The organism is Peribacillus sp. TH14 (assembly GCF_016651145.1).
In the GTDB taxonomy this organism is placed as follows: Bacteria; Bacillota; Bacilli; order Bacillales; family DSM-1321; genus Peribacillus; species Peribacillus butanolivorans.
Genome location: NZ_JAEKEK010000001.1, coordinates 4,546,817 through 4,564,985, shown reverse-complemented (window position 1 = coordinate 4,564,985; position 18,169 = coordinate 4,546,817). Strand labels below are relative to the sequence as shown.

Here is an 18,169-nt window from a genome sequence, read left to right as displayed (position 1 = left end):
CCCTAGCTCCTGATATAATAGATTCTATTAAAAAAAGATCAACCAGTAAAAACCAGCTAATCATAAAATACGAACGCACCCGTTACCTTAATAAACCAACTTGTACATAATAATGTCATCGACATATTCACTTTCATTACCCACTAGCTAATCAAATACAAAAATTGGATAATCAGAGAAATTATGATCGCACTGTTGATGTCAGTCACGCTGCCCCACAGGATCCATGTCCGAAGTTTAGTTGCTTTAATGACTAATCCGTGCTTCAAATGTCTAATATCCATTTTATGCCCTCATTAAAACATAATAATTAAGTATTTTATTTCTGTACTACTTCACTTATGATTAAATAAATACAATGACACAAAGAGTAAACAAATACCTGCTATCTTTTTCGCATCCAATGGAATACGTACCCCACCCAATAAGCCAAAATGATCAATGACAGCTCCAATCAGTATTTGTCCTAAGATAACCCCAACTAAAGTAGGGGCCACTCCAATTTGAGGGACTACTAAGACGATGACTATGACATAAATAGCCCCTAAGAGACCACCTATCAGTTGCCATTTAGGTACAGAAGTGATAGCTGAAATATTTCCATTTCCTGCAAACAAAACAATAAATAATAAAGCAAGTGTCCCGATTCCAAAAGAAATGAAAGAGGCTTCAATGACCCCTACTTTTTTTCCTAAACCGCCATTTATCTGTCCTTGAATTGCTATTGTAATGCCGCCTAGGACTGCAAGTAACGGAAATAAAATTTTCACAATAAATATGCTCCTTTTCATGTCCAATGGACGTGATGATGAATTCATTTAATTTTATCATGAAAAATATGTATAGATTCCCTTTTTTATCAAAACAAATAGTAATATGCAGATTCTTTCTTTATAAACAAAAAAAGGCCCAAATGGGCGACCCCGATATCCTTTTACATCTTTTTATTAAACTATTTATCAATGATTCTGCCTTAATTAATTGGGGAAACTGACTAAACTAGGTGATGTATAAGCTAAAACTCCGTATATAGCAAGGAAAATATCACGGCATCATGCGATTGATTACGAAGAAATATATAATTTCTAAGATTCCCCTCTTGCTTAAAACCAAATTTCTTTAAGAGGTTTGTTGATGCAATATTATCAGGGAAGGTTAATGCAGCGATTCGATGTAAGTTTAATTCTTCAAATGAATAACGTAATACTTCTCTGACAGCTTCCGATGTAAAGTGTTTCCTCCAATAATCCGGATGGATTTCATACCCGATTTCAGCACGTTTATTAGATATGCTCAAATGATTAAGGCCAACAGTACCAATAAATTTCTCGGAATCTTTCACCACTACTCCCCATCGAATCCCCCTTTTGTTTATATATGCACTTTTAAACGAGTCTATTAATCGACGAGCCTCTTCCACTCGAATTAAGCTTTCTATCCCATCATATTTGGTTACTTCATCTTTTGAGAGAATTTCAAACAGACTTTCCGTATGCTGGTGACCTATTTCGATTAAACGCAGCCTCTCTGTTTCTAACTCTTGAAATCTCATCCTACAATCCCCCCGTGGATTCACTATCTTCTTTATTCTATTTGTGAAAAAGAGATACCTGTATTAATGGACAAAACTTTTCAATAATTTCCTTTCCTTAAGGTATAATGCAGAATCGGGATGCCCGCCCTTAATAATCAAATCTCTAATAATTTGTGAGAGAATAACACTGTAAACCGTTCCGTTCCAACCATACCCGCCCGAGATGCGATAGTAAGCTTTCCCATTAAAAAGGAAGGATAGGGATTTCAAAGGATGCAGCAGTTTAAAAGTAGTTACATAATACTATCTTTTCAGTAATCATATTGAAAAAAAAAATTATGTTACAATAGAAAATCTAGACATAGGTATAAAGGGGCAATTGCAATGAAAATAGAGGTTGGCTCTGTTATCAACGAATTAAGAATAAAACAAAATCTCACAAGAGAAGAATTAGCAAAAGATATTTGCGAGCCTATTACCTTGTTAGATTATGAAAGAAGCATCTCATCACCAACAATTGATGAGTTGGGACTATTAGCAGATAAACTTAAAGTTGATCTTTCGTATTTTTTCACTACCAAAAATGAACCGATTTATAATTACATAGAAACTATTAAATTATTAATAAACAGATATAAACGTACACGTAATTATGAAGCAATCTATGAAATCGTCCAAAAAGAAATGGCAACGGCACCGGAAAAATCCATATCATTTTATCAATTCTTAAAATGGCATGAGGGTATGTCTTTTTTTTATTTGTTCAAGAATAAACAAATGGCTATTGATCTATTAAATGAGGCCATTCAGATTACAATGGGCAAACGGGTAATTCTTCATCAACAGGAAATAGAAGTTTTAAATAGTATTGGAATTATTCACTTTAAAACAAAGGATTACGATGAGGCTATAATCATCTTCAATGAAGCATTGGAATTTATCGAGAATATTCCTCATGTGAATCAGGAAGGTACAATTTTAGTAAAAATCATTCATGGATTAGCTCAAACCTTAACCGAACTTCATTGCTATCAAGAGTCATTAAATTATACGCTAAAAGGCATTAATATTTGTAATTCTATCGAATCTTTATATTTATTTGCAGAACTTCATTTTCTTACCGGGAAAAATCTGATTCATCTTCAACAACAGAATGAAGGACTGCAATATTTAAATCACTCCAGAACCATATTCAGTATTCAAAAAAACGAAGAATATGTACAAATAATCGACCATGAATTAGAAAGAATCTTACAATCTATACTAGTCCTGAATTGAATTATACAAAGTTAGAGAGTGCTTTAAAAAGCATTTCTCTACCTTTTTTAGTTTCCTATTATTTCATATCAATAAGAAAGTGTTTGAAAGTGATCTTCTAATATTTAGTGATTAAGCATAGAAATTACACTAACAATCGTAGATCTAACTGAATTTTTTCGCATAAAAGTTAACCGATTACTCCGTCACCTCTATGCTTCCCATGAGCATCTTCAATAATTTTTCCTTTATTACTCAAATTCCTATGTACCTAACTATAGTCTGTAAAATTTTAACAATAAATTAATTGAAATCTCAAAGGAACACTATCATTTAGAAATACGGCACTTTCAATAGGCAACCAAAATCAGATATAATAGATAAAAGTAGCCAAAATGGAGGAAAATTAATTGTCTAATAGATTAGGTTTAGTACTAGACGTAGAGACAACTGGATTGCGTCCTACTTCTGATGAAATTATCGAACTTGCCCTTATTCTTTTTACCTATAGCAGCGAAACCGGTGAAATTATTAACCTTGTTGATCAAGAATCGTTTTTAAGAGAGCCCCTCTCTTATCAAGCAAGAAGGAATTATGATCAAGCATACAGGGTTCATGGAATTCCATATAGCTCTGTCGAAGGAAAAAGCTTTCACGATGAAAAAATAAAATCTTTTATAGATCGTTCTGACTCAATTTTTGCCCATAATGCTTCATTCGACAGAAGTTTCCTCTACCATATGTATCCAGAAATCAATAACCATCAGTGGTTCTGTACAATGCGCAATGTCCCATGGAAACAATACGGTTTTGTAAATAGTAAACTCTTAACATTGCTGCGGGCTCATAACATCACAAATTTCCAAACACACCGGGCAATGGACGACATTTCTTATCTAATGGAGCTGCTGCGAAAACCTAGTCCTTCGGGCTATCCCTATTTAAAAGATGTTATTGCTAAAAATCCTATGAAAAAATATGCCCCTTCGTCTCAAAAATCTTGGGTATAATAGAAAAAAACAGCGAACCCTATTCGAGTCGCTGTTTTTTCATTATTATTTGCCTGCATCTTCCGTAAATACGTTTTTCATCTTTTTATATCTATAAATGAAGTATACGAAAGATAGTATTAATGCCACTACAAGGAAAATGGCAAGTATACTAAGGTTATGCCACATGAATCCAAAGTCTCCAGTTGAGATTACTGCTCTAAAAGCATTAATCGAATACGTCATCGGTAAGAATGGCGTGAACCCTTGCAGGAAGCTAGGAACTAATTCATTTGGGAAAGTTCCGCCGCTGCTGGTCAGCTGTAGAATTAATATGAGTAACGCTATAAAACGACCTGGATTATCAAAGGCTGAACCAAGAAATAGAATGATAGCCATAAATGTGCAGCTAGCAAGAATGCTTACTACAAAAAATAATGGCAGACTAGTGACTTCAATTCCAAGTCCTAATATTAATATCAAATCCACCAATATAGCCTGACATATTCCTATAATAGCCATGACCCCGTATTTACTAATAAACCAGCTGAATCCATTTGCAGGAATAACAGCAGGATCTCTTAATGGGAAAATGATTGTCAGAACGATTGCCCCAATAAATAAACTCAATGAAATTAAATAAGGTGCAAAGCTAGTTCCATAGTTTGGCACATTATTAATAGGCAATTTATCAACCTTTACTGGACTTGCAAACATGTCATAAACATCTTCATCGGCTTTTATATTACCTGCTTCGCTTGCTCCGTCTTTCAATTCGTCATGTAATTCTTCCGAACCATCTGAAAGTTTGGCGATTCCATCTTGAAGCTTAATAGCTCCATTCGCTAACTCTCCCATGCCACTTGTAAGACTTGATGTACCTTCTTTTAACTTATCTGTTCCAGTAATCAGACTTTTCGAACCTTCTGATAGCTGAGAAGTTCCATTTGATAATTGCTTCGACCCATCTTCTAATTGATCAAGCCCACTGACCAAATTATTGCTGCCTTCCGTTAATTGTCCAAGTCCACTCTGTGCTGAATCTATACTTTCGCCAAATGTTGTCAATCCAGCTACTAATTGACCCTGTCCGCTTTGCAGATCATTCGCTCCATTGGCAAGTTTATCTTGAGCTTGTTTTAATTGAGTAAAACCACCGCTGAGCGCATTGGCGCCTTTTCCTAACTGATTTGCCCCTTCACTAAGACTTGTGCCTCCCTTAGCAATTTCAGAAGCACTTGCGGATAGTTTTCCTACTCCTTCAGCTACTCCTCTACTTCCTTCACTAATTCCAGATAGAGAAGCAATTAATCCTTCTAAACGAGCTTTCTCTGCAGGATCATCCGCAGTTTGAGATTGTTGTTTTAAACCGGAAATAACTTCTTCCAATCCGGCCGCAACGTTCGATGCTCCTGCTTTTGCTTCACTCGTAGCAGCACTCCAATCGGACAAAGAACCTGAGAGCTGGCTTGCACCAGTAGCTACACCATTTGCCCCCTCGGTCAGAGTAGGTAGCTTTTCTTCAATCTGATTGAACCCTTCTAAAGATTGTTGCAGTCCTGAAGCTAATTCCCCAGAACCTGCTTCAGATTTTTTGGCTCCTTCTAAAAGTTTTGATTGCCCATCTTTCATTTGTCCAATCCCAGAACTAAATTGTTGTAAGCCTTGATTAAGTTCTTTCGAGCCAGAAGCTGCTGAACCCACTCCATCCGAAAAGGTCAAGGACTTTTCAGCTAATGTTTCCAGGTTTTTATGGATTTCAACTGAACCTGAATGTAGAGAACCAATTCCTTCATCTACTTTTTGTGAACCTTCTTTAGCAGAGTTAATTCCCTCTCCTAGTTCTTTAGACCCATTTTTTACCTTATCGGTCCCGTCTTTCAGTTCACCTGCTCCATCACTGGCGGATCCAAGTCCATCAGCAACTTCTTTCAAATTATCAAACATTGACTCAGCATAGGTTTTTGTAACGGCCGCAGAAACCTCACCTTTAATTTTCTCGGAAGCTGCGTCACCTATCTTAGTAGAAATATAGTTATACCCTTCATTTGATGTATATATTAAATCAAGTTTTTCCGGATTTTCTTCTTGCAAGGTAGTTGCATTTTCCGAAAAGTTTTTCGGAATTTCAATCTTCATGTAATAGTCCTGGTTCGCCAGGCCTTCATTCGCTTCTTTTTGACTGACAAAATGCCAATCAAAGTCCTTTTTCTCCTTTAACTCTTTCACTAAGTCTTTCCCAATGGTAAGTTCTGATTCGTTAAGCTCGGCTCCTTCATCCATATTGACAATGGCAACCGGCAATTGATCGACCTTACCATACGGATCCCAAAATGCCCATAAAAATGTCCCGCTATAAAGTAAAGGAACACTAATAATTCCTAATATAGAAATGAGAATTATTGGTTTTTTTATAATAGCCAATAATTCTCCTTTCAGCGATTTTAACACACCTATCAAATCCTCCTATACGACAAACATGTCGTTTATTTACTCTACTTCGGTGTAAAGCGAATTGAAAATACATTCATGACTGTTTATCATCTAAAATATATATATTTTATTTCTTTATTATAAATATATATTTTCTTCTAGAAAAATTATGACTATATTGTTCATCCGGTCATTATCACGAAAAATAATATAACATTTCTACTGTTGGATATCAAATTTATTTACTTTATAAAATCACATAATTTTTCTTCTTATCTGTAGTATTTTTGAATGGTTATTTATACAAGATTATGTAATCCATTAAAATAATGTATTCTAAAATAGTATGTAGCACTAAAAAAAGGGTACCCATAATGGATACCCTCTTCAAACAAAAAAACAACAAATTTCGAACAACTTGATAAAGCGCTTTCAAATCACTTTGATATAATACCCTTTAATTTACCCGCCTGCTCGGTTAATCTCTCAAGGGATTCCTGATACTCTTTTTCTAGCTGTTTGATGATACCAGCAGTGGTATCTATTTGTTTTATCGCCCCTACTCCATGTCCCGCGGACCAAATATCACGCCATGCTTTAGAATCTGATGATTTAGACATGCTGTCAAAATCGACATTTTCTTTTTTTGCTAATTGATCTGGATCCATACCTGCCTTTTTAATACTTGGTTTCAACATATTACAATTAACCCCGGAAAATGCATCAGTCAAGATAATGTCATCATGATTCGACTCGACAAGCATTTCACGATATTCATCATTTGCCCTGCTCTCTTTTGCCACGATAAAACGTGTACCCATATAAGCAAGATCCGCTCCGGCAGCTTGAGCAGCTAAGATGCTGTGACCTGTACTAATGGATCCAGCAAGCAAAATGATTCCATCCCAGAACGTCCTTACACTGTCAACGAAAGCAAAACTATTTATCTCACCCGCATGTCCGCCAGCTCCTGAAGCAACTAAGATCAATCCATCCACACCTGACTCTGCAGCTTTTTTGGCAAATTCCACGCTGCTGACATCTGAAAAGACCAACCCACCATAGCTATGTACGACATCTACAACATGTTTTGGAGATCCAAGAGATGTAATAACGATGGGAGGTTGGTGCTTTTTGACTAATTCCAATTCTTCTTCAAGACGGCTATAAGTTCGGTGAACAACCATATTCATTGCCCATGGAGCAATTTTCTTGCTGGGTTCTTTATCTCTTGCTGCAATTAGTGTGTTTTTTATATCACCCATCCATTGATCCAGTACTTCTATCGGCCGAGCATTCGGTGCTGGAAAAGAGCCAATTACTCCATTCAAACAGCATTCTTTCACTAATTCAGGACCAGAAATTAAAAACATAGGCGCTGAGATAACTGGTAAAGATAATTGATTCCACCAGTGTTCAGGTACAGTTCTTCTCATCTATAAAACCTCCCATTTTTAATATATTACCAAAATATAACACTATAAGATTATCATACTTCTTAAAGACAAAATTTTCAAGAAATTATTTTCAGCGGCAAAATACCACTCTTAACGAGTTAAATTTAAATAAAAAGCTGTATATGGATTAAATCCACATACAGCTTTCAATTAATTGGAGAGCACCCATTTTTGGATTGCTTTAGCCACTCCATCTTCTTGGTTAGTTGCAGTGACCCAATCTGCTTTTTCCTTAACTATCTTTTGAGCGTTACCCATCGCTACACCCATCTTTGCTTCTTGAATCATGGCAAGGTCATTTAGACTATCTCCTACTGCCATTACATTATCCATTGTAATATTGAGCAATGAACAAACAACGTCAATTGCTTTCGCTTTATTGACTCCAAGTGCATTCACTTCAATATTCGTTGGACTTGAATTGCTTATTTCAAGATTTCCTTTTGATTTAAGTTCGTCCATAATAGTTTGGCGAATGGCTTCATCTTTTGTATCAAAGCCGAATTTAAGCCATTGCGAGTCATGAATTCGTTGAGGCATTTCAGCCCTATATATACTATCACAGCTAATTGCCCAAAAATGCGTACTATACTTTTGGCTTAATTCCCACATCCACTGTATGGATTCACTATCGACTATATTTCTTTCCACCAATTTCCCTTGATTGTCGTAAATTTCACTACCATTAACCGTAATAAGATATGACTGCAGCTCCATTGACTTTGCAAAATCACTGCAAGTCGCATAGGATCTTCCAGTGCTTAGCACCACGAAAACCCCCTGATTTTCTGCTTCTTTAATTGCTTTCCGATTTTCCGCAGAAATCTCTCCCGCTTCATTTAGAAGTGTCCCATCCATGTCGAGCGCTACTAGTTTAATTTCTGGTTTATTCATTCTTATTCACCCTTTCTGAATTCTTCTCTATGTACATAATTCCATAATAGCGTATATTGCTTATCCAAGGAAAGAACGTGATTCAATGAACAGGTTTCAAGGTCACAAAAAATTTTGTGACCTTTTAGCATTTTATTTAGATTTATATTTTATTAATTTTAACTATTTTGCATAAATAAATGTTACTTTTTTATTTAATATTATCCTAAATCAAACCTAATTAAATTTTCTATTTTCAAAAGAAGCCCCTACACCAATTAGACAAGATTCAAATTTTGGAGATAGGACACTCCTTCTATTTATCTTGTTTCCTTTCATTTAGTTCTTTATTAAGTTCACCTTCCCAATTAGCAACGCCGTCATTTTCATCAAATTCTATAATGACATCCGTTACCCCTCTTTCCTTGAAAATTTCATCAAAGAGCCGGTCTTTAATGTCATCAGCCTGGGCGATAGAAATGTGGGCATCAAGTTCTACCTCTAATTCCACATGAAAATCTTCTCCTTCTTTTAATACCGCCAGTTTTTGGATATCTCTCACATCCGGATCACTCATGACCATAGTTCCTATTTTCTGACGCATCTCAATATCAGCTTCACCAAGAGCTCCCGCTGCATTATCAAGAAAAACCCTTCCAACCACATAAAACATACCGAGACCAATCATGACAGAAGCAACACCTTCTGCTTGAATAAAGGGTGTGAAATTCGCCAACAATATGGCTACTAACGCCAGTATACCGCCACCTGTTGCGACCATATCTTCCATAAATACTAATTTCGTTGCTGGTTTTGCACGTTTTAAACCAGCGAAGCTTTTATAGATGACTGCAGTTCCTTTCGCCTCTATCCCCGCTTCATGTACTACTTCTTTCATCGCTTTAAATAATACATATGATTCCAACACAACCGCTAACGAGAGAACGGACAAATTAATTATCATCCCACTTGACTCTACTGGATGCAAGATGTGATGAAATCCTTCTTTTATCGTTTCATAAGACATGATCCCAACAACCAACACAGCCCCTAAAAGAACTAGGTTAACCAGTCGTCCGAATCCATCTGGAAAACGATTTGTTGGTGACTTTTTACTTAATGCGGAACCAATGAAAACGAAAAACTGGTTCGCAGCATCCCCCAAGGTATGCAATGTTTCCGCAAACATAGCCACATTCCCCGTCATGAAATAAGCTATCCCCTTTAACACAGCGATAATACTATTCACACAAGCGGCAATAAATGCCGATTTATTGCCTTGTTTTAATAACCGGAATAATTCTTTCACAATAGAGGCCCCCTTTACTTTTAATAAGCTTTTATAATATTGTATTATCCCCAACGCTGTATTATATGAAACCAAAAAAGGGAAAAAGCTCTCTATTTCAATTGAGTTCAACATTCTCGTCATGAATGAATTGCCAACGTACATTTCAAAAGTGCCCCTTCATCCTTCAGATCACTGATGAGTTCAGCAGTTCTCCATATTCATGATTTTATTCCACTTCTAAACATCAATTACTAAGATAAAAATCGAACCCCTCTGTACATTTTTTGCTATAAATACCTGTCACTTGGAGCAAACAATCCATACAAAAAGGCAGTAAGCAATAGCCTACTACCTATTTTACTAAGGTATAAAGTTAGAATTAAGCTTCCGTTTTTTTTAACTTTGATGGATTGTTCACTTTATAACGAATTTCTTTATCGTATTTCTTGTCAACCACTTTTCCGTCAAATTCTATTTCGTCGCCTTCTTCAAGTTCTGCCTTTTTTAATGTTTTGCTATATCCACACCAGGCATCACCAATGGAGAGTTCTGGATCTGTGGTCACTTTGACATTCTCTAACAGGATTACCTCATCTTCTTCACCGGTGAAATGGTTCATTTTTGCAGTAAATTCCTTGACGGTTGCTGTGAAATGGACTTTGTCTGCTGGTAAGTCCAGTTTAGGTTTCGCTGGTGCCTTTTTACTCTTTGACTTTGCCTTTTTTGGTGCTTCACTTAGCTGCTCAGGACTTTCTGTCACTTGGACAACTGTTACTTGTTCACCTTCAGTTAAAGGTGCTGATGCTTCAGCAACTGGCCCACTCAATAGCTCTTTACCGAAATTCGAACTTTGCATTTCCTTTAAATATGAAGGGTGAATGCAACTTAGCTTACCATTTTCAAATTCAACAACAATCGTATCAAGACCGTTACCATATTGTTCATAACCAGCCAATTTCACTTTTCCTTGATAGCTTCCGCTTTTATATAGTAGTTCTCTTTTTACTGAACGAGCAGTGAATAATTTCCATTCTAAACCTTTAGCGATATAATCCGCCTCATCTGAAAAAGAGATAAACTCTCCCTTTGGTTCAATATAGTGAATTAAATCCTTTACTTCAGCTGGAGTTTCAGCCACAGTCACCACTCCTATTTTTTTCTTTATGCTTATATTCTAGCAAAGGAATGCAAAGTTGCAAATGAATGAGCATAATTAAGTTTAATTCAACTGACCACTCCTAACTAACTCCGGCTAATTCCTATAAAAAATAATTATTCAGTTTTTACGTTTAAATGTAAGTAGTCTGCCATGATAGTAGTTACTATACCAAAGGATTGTAAAGATGTAGTCATTCCGCACACTTTCATCTGAAAATATCAACTCTACATCCTCCCTTTATTTATGGAACAGAATAAAGACTACTCATCAAGAGTAGCCTTTTTACATTAATCAATTTAAAAGCAATGAATATATCTAAACGGATTTAAATAAGAATAATTTGTCTATAAATGCTACACTAAGAGCTAGAAACTACTGTAAGTATTTATTAAATATGTTATCAGTCATTCAGAAAAAGACTTCTTTACACTTTTTTAAAGAATTTTTTTAGTTTTTCTTCTTGCTTTGGAGTTATTACCTCTTCTTTCTTATGATAAAACAGAAAGTAGGAACCTATAACGAGAATCGTGAGAAGAGAGGTGAGAAAGAATTGCAAGCGCATGGAATCAATGAAAGCCTGGGCAACAAAAATAGCAAATAATACTGCAATAGTTGCGTAGGTTAAATAAGGGAATAACCACATTTTCACTTTGAGTGTCCCTGGATTTTCTTTTTCAATCTTATTTCTTAAAAACAGATGAGAAAAAGCGATAAAAATATACATAATCATCGTAACTCCACCCGAGCTATTAGCTAGAAAAGCAAATAATTTATCAGGAGACACAAATTTAAATGTCGTGCACACATAAGCAAAGAAAACACTTGCCATTAACGCCCAAATCGGGATGCCTCTCTTATTCACACGGGATAAAATTCTAGGGGCATCTCCCTTTTTTGATAGGGAGTAAAGCATGCGTGAACTTGTATATAGCCCTGAATTTAAAACAGAAAGCAATGATATGAATATTACAATATTCATTACTTGACCAGCACCAGGAAGTCCTGCCATGTTAAATACGCTAGCATAGGGAGTTTTAAGTAAACCTTCAGCCCCCTGCGGGATTAGTATAACTAACACAGCTACCGAACCAACAAAGAATAGAAGAAGACGCCACACTACAGCGTTTATTGCTCTTATAATATTTTTTTCGGGATTTTCAGACTCTCCTGCTGCAATAGCCGCTACCTCACTCCCAGATAATGAAAAGGTAATAAATATTACACTAAGGAGTACAGGTAGAAAACCATTCGGAAAGAATCCGTCATTTCCAGTAATATTAGAAAGACCTGGTGTTTCAAATCCAGGAACAAATCCAAAGATCATTGCTGCACCTAAGCATAGGAATATTACAATAGCAGCTACTTTAATAAAAGCTAACCAGTATTCAAATTCTCCATAAGCTTTGACAGAATAGATATTTGTAAGTGTCATCAAAATAGGGAAAGATAAACTTGCTATCCACATAGGTATAGCAGGAAACCAATCATGAATCATAGTACCCAATAAAGTGGTTTCAATCGCAATAATGATTACCCAGTTAAACCAGTATAACCAGCCAATCGTGTAACCGGCCCAAGGACCAATCGCTTGATGTGCGTAAGTTGAAAAGGACCCACTATCAGGATTCACAACAGCCATTTCACCAAGCATGCGCATAATAAGAACGATCATTAATCCTGCGATTATATAAGATAAGATTGCACCAGGTCCTGCTGAATCAATAATATTCCCGCTCCCTATAAATAAGCCTGCACCGATAACACCACCAATAGAAATCATTGTTACATGTCTAGTCTTGAGACCATGTTTCAGTTCATTTGGTTGATAAGCCACTATTGTCACCATCCCTTAAAAATTGTCACTGTTTTTAATAGCAGTAAAAAACTCAATTGCTACATGTCCTTGTTCACGGGTAACAGAGCTTGACTCTTTCATTCCACCAATTATTTCTTCGGTTCATCCTCACCTGTTACTCCATTAATTTGAACAAGTCCAAATTCACTGTTATTGATAAAATGAAAAGCTTTATCTAGATTTGTTGCAAAAAGCGAAGCTCATAAACCATAAGTAGTATCATTCGCTTTTTCTAGTGCTTCTTCATAAACAGCCACCTTTTTATATCAGCAACTACTGATCCGGAAACCTACTCTTTAGTAATCATCATCAGGCCTTAAACGAACCGCACGAATAGCACTATAAATCAGCCTTCTCCTTGCACAGGTTCCATAATAACGGCTCCTACTTCTTGGCGATGCCTTCCGCTATAAAGAAATCTCTTAATTTGTTAAGAATTTGATCATCTAATTGATCAATAATCATGCTACCTTCACTGCGGTATAATTGAATTTAACAGACGGCTACTACTTACAAAGCGACGGCTTTTGATGTATAAATCATTATATATCTGACTCTATCAATACTCTCTTTACCTCACCTTTTTTTATATAAAGCATCCTCTCTTAATGAAAATTTGTCATTATATATAAAAACAAAAGCAATATCCATGCCAAAAAAGGATTGTTAGTATATAAGGATTTTAAGGTTTCATGACTTTTATTTGATTCAAAATTGAATCAAAAACTTAATTTTCGATTCATAAATTAATTATTAACACTTTTTGATTCATATCCGAATCACAAAATGACAATTTAATTGTTTTCTTTTAGAATTTCGACATAACTTTTATGGTGAACTTCTAAGGTATATTGCATCCGTTCATTTCGGGTGAAAATGAATTGATCGTCATACCAGGACAATTTATTGAAAATGTCTAAAAATCTGACACTTGTAGTAAATGCTTAAATCCGTAAATATTCAAACATGTCCGTAGTGAAGAATATCTGACTAGAGGGTTAATAATTAAATGAAAAGAAGATGCCTAAATTTCCAATACTAATTTAGGCATCTTCTTTAAATATTTATTTTTAATTCTTAGGAAAGACGAAATCACCTTTATCCGATTATTCGCTTTCATCACTCCGCCGCCCTTAGAAATCATTCTTGCCCTGTAAACTCGTACACCTAAAACCTGTAAAAGTAAGAGAATCTTGATTTTCGGGGTATATTGGCCATACAGAATTTGGTCCTCTCCCTAAAATAACCGTAATTTTAGTGATGTGCTTCAACTATTTAGCTAAATACAACACTACATCGAGTTTCTGCTGTAAAATATGTGAATATGTATTAAGGAAATAATGGGTCTTTATATTCCTAAGATATGTATGAATCCCCATGAACTTGAACTTTTAGGTCACTAATAATTTAACTATTGGGGAAATGTATACTGAATGTTGTTAAATTGTCATTAGACACACAATTCATATAACCATCATTACTTTCTATAATCTTCTTACATACGTAAAGTCCAATTCCTGTACCTAACTCTTTTGTTGTGAAAAACGGCTCAAAAATTGATTCTATCATTTCACTTGCAATAGCAGGTCCATTATTTGATATTCTAATAACCCGTTCATTTGGCTCAGTCATTGTATGTATTTTTAATGTTCTAGGCTGGTCTTTCCCCTTTAAAGCATCAATTGAATTTATAAAAAGGTTAAGAAATACCTGCTTTAGTCCATCCTTGCTCGCTGTTATGACAAAGTTCGGATAAATATCTATTTCTACATTAACGCTAGCATCGACAATACTCGCATATGTTAGTTGTTGGATTTCTTCAAGTAATTCCAACACAGAAATTTCCTCTCTTTGTTCCTCGTTAAAATCAGATTTAGAGGTGTGGAGGAATTGGGTTATTCTAAAATTCAGCTGATTTAGTTCATAATCTATTATATCTAAATATTTTAGATTGGGGTTCTCCCTTATTAGTAATTTATTAAACCCCATAATAGCTGTAAGAGGATTTCTGAACTCATGTACAAAGCTTGATGATATTTGTCCCAATACCGCTAATTTATCTTTGTGATTTTCACTTATAAAAGATTGTTTTTCCTCAATCACTTCATTTGTTAGATTTGTATACCTCGTTACGGCATGATAACTGAATGTATCGAAGTGTGTGTTGATTTCATCAATAAACTTCTGTATATATTTAATGGGGATATTTGCCCCAAAAACATTTCTGACAATGATATTTCTACCTAAATTAATATTGTACAAAAAATCTCCAATATTAATATTTGCTTTAAGGCGTTCATTTGCTACCTGGTAAGCCAATTTTGTTAGCACGTCATTTGACAATGACCCATTAAAAATATTAATGACTAGGGAGTACATCCCATATCCATTTTCTTTTATTTTTTCTTTGTAGGGGTCGATTTCATTTACTTTGATGGTCTCGTTCCATTCATTTAAAAACAGTGATTGATTTTCTTCTAAATATTGAATCAATACTTTTTTATACTTCTTTTGTTCTGATAACAATTCCATACTATTGACCACCACATTCTCTTTCGGAATTTTAGTTTATTATATTAATAACATTATTCTATATGATGTTTTAATTTCCTGCACTTCACACGACATATATATATATAAGTACGATAAGCCTATCATTGTTTTATTCAAGATCTGTTAATCTTCTTATGATACGATTTTAGAATAGAAAAAACAAACTCCAAAAGGAACAAACACATGAAAAAACAGCTCGTAAAGTAGATGAAATGTTGATAGGTGACAGGGAAAATAGTCTGGAGACCACAAGTATGATTGGTGGATAACAAAGAAACCGACCAAAATAGGTCGGGGAAGTTGGTGATTGGTTAAAAAGTATCATCAGTTAAATACTTCAAAAACACTCTGAATCACCTACTTTTTGAGTTATCGCATGATTTTGTAGGTTCTCATCTTTCTATAAAGAGTATTACGGCCAATTTTAAGTTGTTTTGCTGCGTTGCTAATATTTCCATTTGTTCGTTCCAACGCTTTTTTTATAAGTTGGATTTCTTGATCTAGCATGCTTGTAGGTTCTTGCTCCTTTGTTTCTTCTACATTTCTTGACGGAGATGAAACTGGACAAAGTGAAACGAGCAAAGCCTTTGTAATCGGATTCTGATTGGCTAGAAAAGCAGACCTGCCCTAGCACGTTTTGTAATTCGCGGAAGTTTCCTGGCCATTCATATTCAAAAATAAATGTTTTAGCATCTTCTGTTAATTCTGTACTTTCATTTCTATATGGTAAATGCGATAAAACATGTTCAGCTAACATTAATAAATCTGTACGATTCTTTAATTTTGGAAGTTTTAAGGTTAACCCATTCAGACGAAAAAATAGATCCGCACGAAACTGTCCTGCTTCTATTTCTTTCTGTAAGTCTTTGTTAGTTGCTGCGATTATTCTCACATCGATGGGGCGCGAAGTATTACCGCCGACACGTGTAACACAACGTTCCTGAAGCACCCGAAGTAAAGTCGCTTGAGCAGTAAGGGGCATATCCCCGATTTCATCTAAAAACAAGGTTCCACCATTTGCCGCTTCAAACTTCCCCTTATGTCCACCGCTATTTGCACCAGTAAAGGCACCCTTTTCATACCCAAATAACTCACTTTCTAATAAATTTTCAGGTATTGCACTGCAATTAATCGCGATAAATGGTTTATCTCTTCTAAAGCTGACACCATGAATAGATTGAGCAAACAGCTCTTTGCCTGTGCCGCTTTCACCAGTGATAAGAAGACTAATATCAAGTTTCGCAGCCCTTTTTGCTATAGATATCGTTTGATTCATTTGAGAATCATTACTGATGATATCAGAAAAATGATAACGATTTGTTTGTTCATCTTTCTGTTTTAGTTTCTCTAACCGAAGAATCACATAGGACAGATGTTGGGTATCTTTAATAAGGGGCTGAGCTGTAAACTTCTGATTTTTTATTGCAACCTTTTGTTCTAGTCCTTTAATTAATGCAAGAGTATCTAGTCCTGATATTATACTCGATATCGGTTGCCCCGTTGTGGTTTGTTCTAAACTGCCAATAGCATGGGATGCTGCGATATTAAGACTTGTAACGTTACCTTCTTTATTAATAGTAAATAGAGGGTCAGGATGCTGATCATATATAAAATAAAGATTTTTCTCTCGTTTTTGTGTTTGGGCTAATAAGAGGGCTTGTTTAATACTATCTGCCACTCTTTGAACTAAACTTATAGAAAACGGATGATAATCCTGTTGATGACTGCTTAAGTTTAAAACACCAAGCAGATGTCCATCAGGATGATAAATGGGAGTTGCGGTACAAGTAAGGAAATGGTTATCCTGATAAAAATGTTGGCTCCCGTGAATAAGTACTGTTTTTTTCTCAACTATAGCTGTACCTATTGCATTTGTCCCTTTTGATTCCTCCAGCCAATTTGCCCCTTTTCTAAGGGCAACATTGTCAGCATGCCGAATAAATGATGGATCTCCGACAGTTTCAATGATGTATCCTTCAGGAGCAGCAAGTAATAGAATAGATTCCATGCCATGTATAGAGCTATACACGTCTTCTAAAATGGGTGAAGAATAATATAGGAGCTCTGCATATTGATCCTGGAATTCGGCCAGCTCAAATTCACCCAGCATATTTTCCTTGTCCATTATTCTAGGTTGTAGTCCTTTTGAATGGCAGCGCTTCCAGGATTCTTGAATGAAAGTAGGAATGGTTTCTTTAGGCGCGCTAATATTGACTGACATAGAATAACTCCTCCCATTTGTAAAATACTCTTTATGTAATTTTGTTGATTCACTATCTTAACTTTGAACACATAGAACAACAAAATTTTTATAGGATAAAAAGGGTTTGTCCATACAACTTCATTATAGCAGAAAATTCAGAAACTAAACCAACGAATTCTACCTTTCGTTCGATTTTGTTCTAATATGGAACATGTAATTGTTCCATACTAGAACAAAAACTATTTTTCTAAAAACTAGCCAATCATTTTTTACGGTTTTCATAGGGTTTTTGTTATTGGCATGAGTCTTGCATTATAACCAGTTGAGTACCTTATTCCAATTTTTTTAAAAGGAGGATTAAATAACTAGGAAAGATAGATAAATAGAAAGAATGAATGGCAGCACAAACCTGTTTTAAACATGAGTTGCATCCGAAAATTGGATAAAAAAACACAGATTCGTCACGAAGCATTGTGGTACTAACTGAACATCAACAGCTCTTGAAGGTCTTAAAAATGCCCGATTCAGCACTAGCTGCAGATGATTTGTCGTAGAAATTGCATGC

General features: G+C 35.4%; 14 protein-coding genes. 2 read left to right on the top strand and 12 right to left on the bottom strand.

Annotation, left to right across the window (positions count from 1 at the left end):
* Positions 1–143: 143 nt before the first annotated feature.
* The 3 genes from JFU50_RS22230 to JFU50_RS22220 form a co-directional block, all read right to left on the bottom strand.
* Positions 144–284 (bottom strand): hypothetical protein, encoded by a 141-nt coding sequence (locus JFU50_RS22230; RefSeq protein WP_201224173.1) that lies wholly within the window; start codon positions 282–284, stop codon positions 144–146.
* A gap of 51 nt (positions 285–335) precedes the next feature.
* Positions 336–770 carry a DMT family transporter gene (locus tag JFU50_RS22225; RefSeq protein WP_201224171.1) on the bottom strand — a complete coding sequence of 145 codons (435 nt, stop codon included), beginning with the start codon at positions 768–770 and terminating at the stop codon, positions 336–338.
* A gap of 245 nt (positions 771–1,015) precedes the next feature.
* Positions 1,016–1,552: a GNAT family N-acetyltransferase gene (locus JFU50_RS22220; protein WP_201224169.1), complete on the bottom strand. Its 537-nt coding sequence runs from the start codon at positions 1,550–1,552 to the stop codon at positions 1,016–1,018.
* A 366-nt stretch (positions 1,553–1,918) separates the two neighbouring features.
* Between JFU50_RS22220 and JFU50_RS22215 the strand changes: the two genes are divergently transcribed.
* Complete coding sequence (locus JFU50_RS22215) at positions 1,919–2,812, top strand: helix-turn-helix domain-containing protein (RefSeq protein WP_201224167.1); 894 nt, start codon at positions 1,919–1,921, stop codon at positions 2,810–2,812.
* A gap of 389 nt (positions 2,813–3,201) precedes the next feature.
* A complete protein-coding gene (locus JFU50_RS22210) occupies positions 3,202–3,801 on the top strand; it encodes an exonuclease domain-containing protein (RefSeq protein WP_053346408.1) in 600 nt (199 codons plus the stop codon).
* Between the two features lie 45 nt (positions 3,802–3,846).
* On the opposite strand, the gene JFU50_RS22205 is transcribed toward JFU50_RS22210, so the two are convergent.
* The 9 genes from JFU50_RS22205 to JFU50_RS22165 all read right to left on the bottom strand — a co-directional run bounded on the left by JFU50_RS22205 (position 3,847) and on the right by JFU50_RS22165 (position 17,622).
* A complete protein-coding gene (locus JFU50_RS22205; protein ID WP_342366296.1) occupies positions 3,847–6,231 on the bottom strand; it encodes a YhgE/Pip domain-containing protein in 2,385 nt (794 codons plus the stop codon).
* A gap of 419 nt (positions 6,232–6,650) precedes the next feature.
* Entirely contained in the window at positions 6,651–7,649 is a 999-nt protein-coding gene (locus JFU50_RS22200) for an NAD(P)H-dependent flavin oxidoreductase (protein WP_201224165.1), read from the bottom strand.
* Positions 7,650–7,820: 171 nt separating this feature from the next.
* Complete coding sequence (locus tag JFU50_RS22195) at positions 7,821–8,564, bottom strand: Cof-type HAD-IIB family hydrolase (protein ID WP_201224163.1); 744 nt, start codon at positions 8,562–8,564, stop codon at positions 7,821–7,823.
* Between the two features lie 295 nt (positions 8,565–8,859).
* The gene (locus JFU50_RS22190) at positions 8,860–9,852 is read right to left on the bottom strand and encodes a cation diffusion facilitator family transporter (RefSeq protein WP_201224161.1); all 993 of its coding nucleotides are present in this window, start codon (positions 9,850–9,852) and stop codon (positions 8,860–8,862) included.
* Between the two features lie 361 nt (positions 9,853–10,213).
* Positions 10,214–10,972 carry a hypothetical protein gene (locus JFU50_RS22185; RefSeq protein WP_201224159.1) on the bottom strand — a complete coding sequence of 253 codons (759 nt, stop codon included), beginning with the start codon at positions 10,970–10,972 and terminating at the stop codon, positions 10,214–10,216.
* 445 nt (positions 10,973–11,417) lie between these two features.
* Positions 11,418–12,836, bottom strand: coding sequence for an amino acid permease (locus tag JFU50_RS22180; RefSeq protein WP_201225153.1), 1,419 nt, complete (start codon positions 12,834–12,836; stop codon positions 11,418–11,420).
* Positions 12,837–14,255: 1,419 nt separating this feature from the next.
* Positions 14,256–15,380 carry a histidine kinase N-terminal domain-containing protein gene (locus tag JFU50_RS22175; protein ID WP_201185215.1) on the bottom strand — a complete coding sequence of 375 codons (1,125 nt, stop codon included), beginning with the start codon at positions 15,378–15,380 and terminating at the stop codon, positions 14,256–14,258.
* 390 nt (positions 15,381–15,770) lie between these two features.
* Complete coding sequence (locus tag JFU50_RS32015; protein ID WP_446728148.1) at positions 15,771–15,908, bottom strand: helix-turn-helix domain-containing protein; 138 nt, start codon at positions 15,906–15,908, stop codon at positions 15,771–15,773.
* Complete coding sequence (locus JFU50_RS22165) at positions 15,847–17,622, bottom strand: sigma-54-dependent Fis family transcriptional regulator (RefSeq protein ID WP_201224155.1); 1,776 nt, start codon at positions 17,620–17,622, stop codon at positions 15,847–15,849. The genes JFU50_RS32015 and JFU50_RS22165 overlap by 62 nt, the downstream gene beginning before the upstream one ends.
* Positions 17,623–18,169: the final 547 nt, after the last annotated feature.